This is a genomic window from Glycomyces sp. NPDC050141 (assembly GCF_055586545.1).
In genome coordinates this window covers 148,551-156,689 of record NZ_JBVJHZ010000008.1, presented here as the reverse complement: position 1 = coordinate 156,689, position 8,139 = coordinate 148,551, and the positions used below count along the sequence as shown (strand labels likewise).

Here is an 8,139-nt window from a genome sequence, read left to right as displayed (position 1 = left end):
CCGGCCGCCGCGCGGCGGCCGGGCCCGCCCCGACTTGAACTACCCCTAACCCCTTGCCGCCCAGGCCCTCCCACCGGGCCTGGGCGGTCCTCCGCCCGCGTGGGCCCGGTCGCCTCCCGGGGCCGCCGGGCCCGCGCCCGCCGCCCGCACTGCCAGACTGGGCCGGTGAACCGACCGCGCGTGATCGCCACCGACCTGGACGGCACCCTCCTGGCCCCGGGCCGCGTCCTCACCGAACGCTCCCGCCTCGCACTGCGATCCGCACGCGCCCAAGGCATCGCGGTCGTCGCCGTGACGGCCCGCCCGCCCCGCGTCTTCCGCGAATGGCCCCAGCTCTCGGCCGTCCTCGACGCCGCGATCTGCGCGAACGGCGCCATCACCTACGCCCCGGACCGGCACGAGATCGAGTCCACCCGCACCATCGACCCCGAAACCGCTGCGGCCGTGGCGAAGACCCTCCGCGCCGCCCTCCCCGGCGTGAAGGTCGCGGTCGAGACCGGCTTCGAGGTCGTCGCCGAACCCGGCTACCGCAAGGTCGACACCGTGGGCGACAAGCGGGTCTTCGTGCAGACCTTCGACGAGGTCTTCACCGCCGCCGCCCCGATCGCCAAGCTCCTCGTCCACGACGCCGCGGGCCGCGCCGACGCGATGCTCGCCGCCGCCCGCACCGCGGCCCTCCCCGGCGTCCACCTCTCCCACTCCGGTGGCGAAGGGCTGCTTGAGATCACGGCCGCCGACGTCTCCAAATCGACCGCGCTCGCCGCCTGGTGCGCGGCCCGCGGCATCGGCCCGGCCGAGGTGGTCGCGTTCGGGGACATGCCGAACGACGTCCCGATGCTGCGCTGGGCGGGCCGCTCCTTCGCCGTCGCGGGCGCCCACCCCGAAGCGGCCGAGGCCGCCACGGACCGGTGCGGTCCGAACGGGGACGACGGTGTCGCCCGTGTCGTCGAGGCGCTGCTTTCGCCCGAATAGCGTGCAAGGCCGCATGACTTTCGGCACCAATCTCCGCCAAATCCAGGGACAATACCGGACAAACAGTCAAATGCGAGAATAATTTCCGCGCTGGCCGGGTGCAATGCGGCGGGAGTGCTGTAGGGTCCAGGGGCCACCTCGGATCACGGCAACGCGAACCGGAGTGGAGAAGCGCCAGCAATGGCGGCAATATCAGACCGCGTGGCGGCAGAGGACCAAGGGATGCGAATCCCCGATTCCGAGCCGTCGGTCTGAGCATCAACACCAAGGATATGTAGTAATGGCGCAAGGCACCGTTAAGTGGTTCAACTCGGAGAAGGGCTTCGGCTTCATCGCTCCGGAGGGCGACGGCCCCGACATCTTCGTTCACTTCTCCGCGATCACCGGCAACGGCTACAAGTCGCTCGAAGAGAACCAGCGCGTCGAGTTCGACATCGAGCAGGGCCAGAAGGGTCCGCAGGCCGCTAACCTGCGCGCCCTCTAAGCTCCCACAGCTCTGAGACAGGAAGCCGCTGCCCTTCGTTGAAGGACAGCGGCTTTCATGGTGTCCGGGAGTCATTCCGCCACGGTGACGACCACGTTCCCGCGGGCGTGGTGGCCGTACATGTGCGCGACGGCCTGCGGGGCCTCCTCCAGCGGGTAGGCCCGGTCGACGACCGCCCTGACCGCGCCCGAAGCCAGCAGTTCCCCTACGGCTGTGAGGTTCTCGCGGCTCGCCTCCGAGGGGCAGAAGCGCACGTCGACCCCGCGGAACATCCCCAGCAGCTTCGCGCCGCCCATGCGGCCGAGCCCCGCGAAGAGCCCGCCGCTGTTCCCGACGCTGTTGGGAATGAGCACCCCGCCCGGCGCCAATGCGCGGGCAGTGCGCCGCGGCGGGTGGTTCACGACGTTGTCGAGGATGACGTCATAGCGTTCGCTCCCTTGCGTGAAATCGGTACTGGTGTAGTCGACGACATGCGCCGCGCCGATACCGCGCACCAGTGCCGCATTCGCGCTGCCGCAGACTCCGGTGACTTCGGCGCCGAAATGCGCGGCGAACTGGACCGCGAAAGTCCCCACCCCGCCGGAGGCGCCGTTCACGAGCACCTTCATTCCCTTTCGGACTTCGACGACGTCCCTCATGGCGCACAAGGCGGTCACTCCCGACATGACCGAAGCGGCCGCGTCCTCGAATCCCACGCCTTCGGGAATCGGCGCGAGCTGCCCTGCAGGGACCACCGTGAATTCGGCGAAAGCCCCGGCGGTGACGAACCCTTCGGTCCACAGCGAGCCGAACACCTTGTCGCCCACGGCGAAGTCCTCGACGCCCTCGCCGAGCGCCGCGACGGTCCCGGCGACATCGCTGCCGCGCACCGCGCCCGCCGAACGGCCCATCTGGAGCCGCAGCACGTAGGGGACGCCCGCTACCGCGATCCAGTCGGGGGTGTTGACGCTGCTGGCCCGCACCCGGACGAGCACCTGGCCCGGACCGGGCTCAGGCCGGTCGATCTCCTTGAGCCCGAGCACTTCCCCGGGCGGCCCGTACCGTTCCTGGACGATGGCTTTCACGGTTCCTCCTCCACGCGTTGCAAGCCACGATAAGCGCTCCGCCGCGCTGATGTCCAGGACCAACCTTCCGTTCACCTGCGCAAACACGGACCAACCCGGTCTAAAGTGCTTGGTTCCCGACCCCTCCGCGCTACATCGGGTACGAGTCGGTCATGAGCAGGAAGACCTGGAACACGGTTCCGGCGACCGAGATCCACCCGAGAACGATCCCGGCCTGCGCCAGGCCCTCACCGGCCTCCCCGGTCACCTCGATCTTCTGCTTCGCGATCGAGCCGAACACGAGCCCGAGGATGCCGAGGCAGCCGCAGAGGCCGACGATGCCGAGCACGAGCGCGGCCACGGCGAAGCCGTTGGTGCGGGGCCGGGGCGGAGGGTGGTAGTGCACGGCGGGGTCGGTCCCGAAATACGTCATGGGCGTGCCTTCAGTTGTCGAGGGGTGGGGGTTTGGCACCAGCGTACGAGATCACGCGGCCGCCGTGGGTTCTCAGCGGAAGGCCGGGCCGAGGACGGACGTGGCCGGGAGCTTCACGTCCGCGATTTCGCATCGCGGCCTCTCACCGCGCCATACGATCAGCACCATGCTCAGCGACTACGCGCACCTTGACGCCGGCACGCTTCACGTGGACGGTGAACACCCGATCGACGGGCGAGTGCAGTTCCGCCCCGGCACCCCGAACTATCAGGGCGCCGAATTTCACACCGAACCCCTCACGCAAGAAGAAGCTGCGACCGTCAACGACGGCGGGATGACCTTGACGTTGATTCACGGGGACACGGAGATCGAGATCGACCCGGAAGCGCTTGTCATCGGTGCCACGGTGACGGCAGGCGATGAGGTCGTACAGCTTCAAGCCAGCGGCCCGGAAGGATGGCCGCTCGACCTCTGACACGCATTCCCGAAGGATTTCCCGGTCCGGGTCTCGTTCGTGTGAAGGGCCGGCGACTGACGCCTGCCGTTCCCATTCGGTGAAGGAGGGGCGGGCCTCGGCCGGGCCGTGAATCCTGTCGGGACTGCTGTACCCTGGCTGAGGCCGCTCAGCGGCCGATCGGGACGTGGCGCAGCTTGGTAGCGCACCTCGTTTGGGACGAGGGGGTCGCAGGTTCGAATCCTGTCGTCCCGACATTCACCCAGGTCAGAAGCAATTTCTGACCTGGGTTTCGTCGTGTTCGGGTCGGTGTTGCGGCTCGGAGCGGGGCTAGGGGTGCCGTCGGTCTCGGGGGTGGGTTTCGGGCATGCGCAGCGCCACTGTGATGCCGGAGGCGAGGGAGAGGACCACGGCGGCCCAGACGGCGGCGCGGAGGTCCCACAGGTCGGCCACGACCCCGCCGACGACCGCGCCGAACGCGTACCCGCTGTCCCTCCACAGTCGGTAGACGCCGACCGAGCGGGCCCGCCAGGACGGGTGGGCGACATCGCCGACGGCGGCGAGGAGCGTCGGGTAGACCATCGCGGTCCCGGCCCCGAGCAGCGCGGTCGCCCCGGCCCATCCTGCGAAGCCGTCGGCGAGGGCGATCCCGGCCAGCGCGGCGGCCTGGGTGAGCATGCCGGTCGTGATGAGCGCCTTGCGGCCGATGCGGTCCGAGAGCCCGCCGGTGACGAGCTGGCCCGCGCCCCACACCGCCGGGTACAGCGCGACCAGGACGCCGATCTGGGTGACCGCGAGGTCGGCGGCCGCGAACAGCAGCGGGAACAGCCCCCAGGAGAGCCCGAAGTTCAGGTTGTTCACCAGCCCCGCCTGACTCGCCGAGGACAGGGCCGGGTCGGTGAGCGTGGTCCGCTTGATCACTTCTCGGTCGGACAGGGTCTCGGCCGGGGCGGGCCCGGTGTGGTCGGCGGTCTCGAACGCGGCGTGGCCGCGGGTCTCGCGCACGGCCCAGGCCGTGAGGGCGATCCCGAGCACGGCGTACGCCAGGCCGACCAGGAACGGGACCGGCCGCAGCCCGTACTGCCCCGCGAGGTACCCGGCCAGCGCGGAGGCGACCGCGACCGCGCCGTACCCGGCGGCCTCGTTGAGCCCCATGGCGAGTCCGCGCTGGCGGGGGCCGATGAGGTCGATCTTCATGATCACGGTGGTCGACCAGGTGAGGCCCTGGCTGACGCCGAGGAGCACGTTCGCGGCCACCACCCAGCCCCAGGCGGGGGCCCAGATGAGCAGGAGCGGGACAGGCAGGGCGAGGAGCCATCCGGCGAGGAGGACGGGCTTGCGGCCGAACCGGTCCGACCAGGTGCCCGCGAAGTAGTTGGTGGCGGCCTTGGCGAGGCCGAAGGCGAGCACGTAGGTGAACAGGAACGTGTAGCCGGTCAGCCCGAACTCGCTCTCGGCCATGAGCGGCAGGACGGTCTGCTCCTGGCCGACCATGGCGCCGACGAGGGCGTTCACGGCCACGAGGAGGCTGAACTGGGCCAGGTTCTCCTTGAGGCCCAGCCGGATCGGCGCGGCGGCGCTCACGCGCCGGTCTCCAGGGCCGTGCCTGCGGCCCGGGCCAGGTCCGCGCTGCCGCCGGACAGGACGGCGACGTCGGCGCCGCGGCGGGCGGCCAGGCTCGCGCCGGTCATGGCGCGCTCGCCGTGGCCGCAGAGGGTGAGGAGCGGCCCGTCAGGCAGGGGTGCGACTGCGATGTGTCCCAAGGGGATGGCGATCGCGGAGGGGACGTGCCCGCTGCGGTACTCGCGCGCTTCGCGGACGTCGACGACCGCGGTCCCGCCGAGGCGTTCGGCGGCGCGGGCGGGGTCGAGGAAGGGGATGGCGCGGACGGGGCCGTCCCAGGCGTTCATGCCGCCGTCGAGCTCCCCGGCGAGGTCGTAGCCGATCTTCGTTGCCTGCCAGGAGATCTCGTCCGTGTCCTGGTCCGTGTCGCGGACGACGACCACGGGGGTGTCCTCGGGGACGACCCAGCCGAGCCAGGTCGCGAAGGCCGACCTGAGCGGGATCGAGACCGCCCCGGGGACGTGCGCTTCGGCGAAGGCGGCGGCGGGCCGCACGTCCACGACCGTCGCGCCCGCGTCGATCGCAGCGCGGAAACCGCCGATCGCCAAGGGCGCGAGCGCGGGCGGTTCGGCGATGACGCCCGGGCCGCGCCTATTGACCTCGCCGAGGCGGTCGAAGTACGCCGGGTACTCGCCGAGTGCGGCGAGGAGCCGCCGCACGAAGTCGTCTTCGCCGTCGGCCGCGAGGAGCGTGTTCGTGGCCTTCTCGGCGCCGATGGTGGAGGTGCGGGCGGCTCCGGCCGGGGCCGAGCAGAACGAACCGGCCCCGTGCGTGGGCCAGACCGCGGTCTCGTCGGGCAGCTCGGTCAGCCGCTGGACCGACCGGTACTGGGCGCGGGCCAGTTCCTCGGTGCGGGCGGGGTCGACCAGGTCGGTGCGGGCGGCGGTGCCGACGATGAGGGAGCCGCCGGTGAAGACGCCCAGCGGTTTCGGGCCGTCCAGCAGCAGGTAGGAGAGGTGCTCGTCGGTGTGGCCCGGGGTGCCCAGCGCCCGCAGCGTCAGGCCGCCGAGGTCCACTTCGTCGCCGTCGGCCAGGCCGCGGTGCGCGAAGGAGCGGCCCCCGGCCGCGGCGGCGAGGATCTCGGCGCTGTCGCTCGCGTTGAGTTGTATTGCGCCGGAGACGAAGTCGGCGTGGAGGTGGGTCTCGGCGGTGAAGCGCGGCCGCAGTCCTGCCCGCCTGGTCGCTTCTCGTACCTGGCGCAGGTCTCTGGACGGGTCCACCACCAGCGCGCCGCCGTCGCCCAGGTCGAGCACGTAGGCGCTGTTGCCCAGGCCCGTGTCGACGAGCGCCGCCAGTCCGTTCACGGTCATCGCGGTCTCCTCCCGATATGAGTAATGATACGATATTCCATGGAATCTTGGATTATCGAGTCTAGCGAGGAGTACCGCGGTGGGTCACCCCGGGAAGAAATCGGCGCTGTTCGACCAGCTCGCCCGCGTCGGCAAGGCCCTGGGCAACGGCAAGCGGCTCGAACTGCTCGACCTGCTCATCCAGGCCGAACGCTCGGTTGAAGCCCTCGCGGCCGCCAGCGGCCAGGGCCTGACCACCGTCTCGTCCCACCTCCAGACCCTCAAGGCCGCCGGGCTCGTCACGGCCCGCCGCGAAGGCCAGCGCATCTACTACGCCCCCGCAGGTGAGGACGTGCCCGCCCTCTACCGGCTCGCCCGCGACACCGCCGCCGCGCACGTCGCGGAGGTCGAGCGGGCCGCCGCCGACTACCTGGGCGACCGGCCGCGCCAGGTCGGCCGGTCCGAGCTGCTCGCCGGGATCGAGGCGGGGCGGTACACGGTCCTGGACGTGCGCCCGGCCGAGGAGTACGCCGCCGCCCACCTCCCCGGCGCCGTGGGGATTCCGGTCGGCGAGCTCGCCGACCGCCTCGGCGAGCTTCCCGCCGACACCGAGATCGTCGCCTACTGCCGCGGCGCGTACTGCGTCTTCGCCCACGACGCGGTCGCCCTGCTGGAGCGGTCAGGCCGCACCGCGTTCCGCCTCGAGGACGGCCTGCTCGAATGGTCCCTCGCCGGTTTGCCCGTGGAGGTCGGGGCCTGAGCGGTCCCGGCCTAGGTACCGGGCGGCCCGGCGGGTCGGCTGAGGTCCCAGAGCCGCTGCAGGAGTTCGTCGTCGAGCCGCGGGACGGGTTCGGCGCGCGGGCCGGAGGGCCCGTGGACCTCCGCGTGGAGCTGCTCCATGCGCGCGTCCAGGTGCGCGGCGGCGTCCGCTGCCGCTGAGAGCTCCGCGGCGAGGTGCTCGGGGACCTCGCCGTCGTACTTGTAGAAGATCTTGTGCTCCAGGCTCGCCCAGAAGTCCATCGCGATGGTCCGGATCTGCACCTCGACGATGACCGGCACGGCTCCTGTCGAGAGGAACACGGGCACCTCGATGATCGCGTGGAGGCTCTTGTAGCCGTTGGGCTTCGGGTCGGCGATGTAGTCCTTGACCACGACCACGCGCACGTCCTGCTGCGAGGTGAGCGCGTCGAGGATCCGGTAGGTGTCGGCCTTGAAGGAGCAGGTGATGCGGATGCCCGCGATGTCGGTGATGCCGGCCCGGATCGACGGCAGCGTGGGGGCGACCTTGCGGCGCGCGACCTTCTCCAGGATGCTCTCGGGCGTCTTGACCCGGGAGGAGACGTGCTCGATCGGGTTGTAGCGGTGGAGGTGCCGGAACTCCTCTTGGAGGATGGTGACCTTGGTGAGCACTTCGTCGACCGCGAACCGGTACTCCATCATGAAGCGCCCGAAGTCCTCGCGGATCTGGCGGGCGAAGTCCAGCATCTCCCGCTCGGGGAGCGCGACCGCCGCCGCGCCCGGTGCGGCGACGGGCCCGCGCCAGATGGCGGTGATCGAATCGATGAGGTCCTCCAGGCCCGCGTCGGCCTCGGCCGGTGCCGCTTCGGGCCGCTCGGCGAAGCGCCGTTCGCGGTCGACCATGGCCTGGTCGACCAGGTGGCGGGTCATGGCGGCGCGTGAGTCCGCGACCGCCTCGGGCAGGTCCGGCAGGCACCGGATCATGCCCTTGCGCAGCGTCTCCAGCGACGGCGACTCGGCGTCCTCCGGGTCGAGCCGGTGCAGTTCGGGGTCGGCGGCGACCTGGGCCGTGAAGCGGGCGTACCAGGTCGGCTGGGGCAGGC

9 protein-coding genes and 1 tRNA gene are annotated in these 8,139 nt (G+C 71.2%); 5 read left to right on the top strand and 5 right to left on the bottom strand.

Translation table 11 applies throughout. The annotated features are described in order from the left end of the window. Positions 1–165 precede the first annotated feature (165 nt). Together ACZ60M_RS07770 and ACZ60M_RS07765 are read left to right on the top strand one after the other, a co-directional pair. Positions 166–972: an HAD family hydrolase gene (locus ACZ60M_RS07770; protein WP_465415797.1), complete on the top strand. Its 807-nt coding sequence runs from the start codon at positions 166–168 to the stop codon at positions 970–972. 280 nt (positions 973–1,252) lie between these two features. Then, positions 1,253–1,456, top strand: coding sequence for a cold-shock protein (locus ACZ60M_RS07765; protein ID WP_465415795.1), 204 nt, complete (start codon positions 1,253–1,255; stop codon positions 1,454–1,456). Between the two features lie 71 nt (positions 1,457–1,527). Here the strand turns inward: ACZ60M_RS07765 and ACZ60M_RS07760 are convergent, their stop codons facing one another. Continuing rightward, positions 1,528–2,520 (bottom strand): NAD(P)-dependent alcohol dehydrogenase, encoded by a 993-nt coding sequence (locus ACZ60M_RS07760; protein WP_465415793.1) that lies wholly within the window; start codon positions 2,518–2,520, stop codon positions 1,528–1,530. A 130-nt stretch (positions 2,521–2,650) separates the two neighbouring features. Beyond that, positions 2,651–2,932: a DUF4190 domain-containing protein gene (locus tag ACZ60M_RS07755; RefSeq protein WP_465415791.1), complete on the bottom strand. Its 282-nt coding sequence runs from the start codon at positions 2,930–2,932 to the stop codon at positions 2,651–2,653. A 166-nt stretch (positions 2,933–3,098) separates the two neighbouring features. Here ACZ60M_RS07755 and ACZ60M_RS07750 point away from each other — a divergent pair, with 166 nt between their 5' ends. Together ACZ60M_RS07750 and ACZ60M_RS07745 are read left to right on the top strand one after the other, a co-directional pair. Further along, the gene (locus tag ACZ60M_RS07750; RefSeq protein WP_465415789.1) at positions 3,099–3,407 is read left to right on the top strand and encodes a hypothetical protein; all 309 of its coding nucleotides are present in this window, start codon (positions 3,099–3,101) and stop codon (positions 3,405–3,407) included. Between the two features lie 160 nt (positions 3,408–3,567). After that, positions 3,568–3,641 (top strand) — tRNA-Pro (locus ACZ60M_RS07745). A gap of 75 nt (positions 3,642–3,716) precedes the next feature. Here ACZ60M_RS07745 and ACZ60M_RS07740 read toward each other — a convergent pair. Both ACZ60M_RS07740 and ACZ60M_RS07735 read right to left on the bottom strand, forming a co-directional pair. Next, entirely contained in the window at positions 3,717–4,970 is a 1,254-nt protein-coding gene (locus ACZ60M_RS07740) for an MFS transporter (RefSeq protein ID WP_465415787.1), read from the bottom strand. Further along, entirely contained in the window at positions 4,967–6,319 is a 1,353-nt protein-coding gene (locus ACZ60M_RS07735) for an MBL fold metallo-hydrolase (RefSeq protein ID WP_465415786.1), read from the bottom strand. Before ACZ60M_RS07735 ends, ACZ60M_RS07740 begins: the two co-directional genes overlap by 4 nt. Positions 6,320–6,398: 79 nt before the next feature. On the opposite strand from ACZ60M_RS07735, the gene ACZ60M_RS07730 reads away from it, so the two are divergent. Next, complete coding sequence (locus tag ACZ60M_RS07730) at positions 6,399–7,058, top strand: ArsR/SmtB family transcription factor (protein WP_465415784.1); 660 nt, start codon at positions 6,399–6,401, stop codon at positions 7,056–7,058. An 11-nt stretch (positions 7,059–7,069) separates the two neighbouring features. Here the strand turns inward: ACZ60M_RS07730 and ACZ60M_RS07725 are convergent, their stop codons facing one another. Next, on the bottom strand, positions 7,070–7,783 hold the full coding sequence (locus tag ACZ60M_RS07725) for a GTP pyrophosphokinase (protein ID WP_465415804.1): 714 nt from the start codon (positions 7,781–7,783) through the stop codon (positions 7,070–7,072). Positions 7,784–8,139: the final 356 nt, after the last annotated feature.

What these genes read in the sequence shown, in the direction of transcription:
- ACZ60M_RS07765 (WP_465415795.1), top strand. Translation starts at nt 1,253, where the DNA reads ATGGCGCAAGGCACCGTTAAGTGGTTCAACTCGGAGAAGGGCTTCGGC.
- ACZ60M_RS07755 (WP_465415791.1), bottom strand. Translation starts at nt 2,932, where the DNA reads ATGACGTATTTCGGGACCGACCCCGCCGTGCACTACCACCCTCCGCCC.
- ACZ60M_RS07750 (WP_465415789.1), top strand. Translation starts at nt 3,099, where the DNA reads ATGCTCAGCGACTACGCGCACCTTGACGCCGGCACGCTTCACGTGGAC.
- ACZ60M_RS07735 (WP_465415786.1), bottom strand. Translation starts at nt 6,319, where the DNA reads ATGACCGTGAACGGACTGGCGGCGCTCGTCGACACGGGCCTGGGCAAC.
- ACZ60M_RS07725 (WP_465415804.1), bottom strand. Translation starts at nt 7,783, where the DNA reads ATGCTGGACTTCGCCCGCCAGATCCGCGAGGACTTCGGGCGCTTCATG.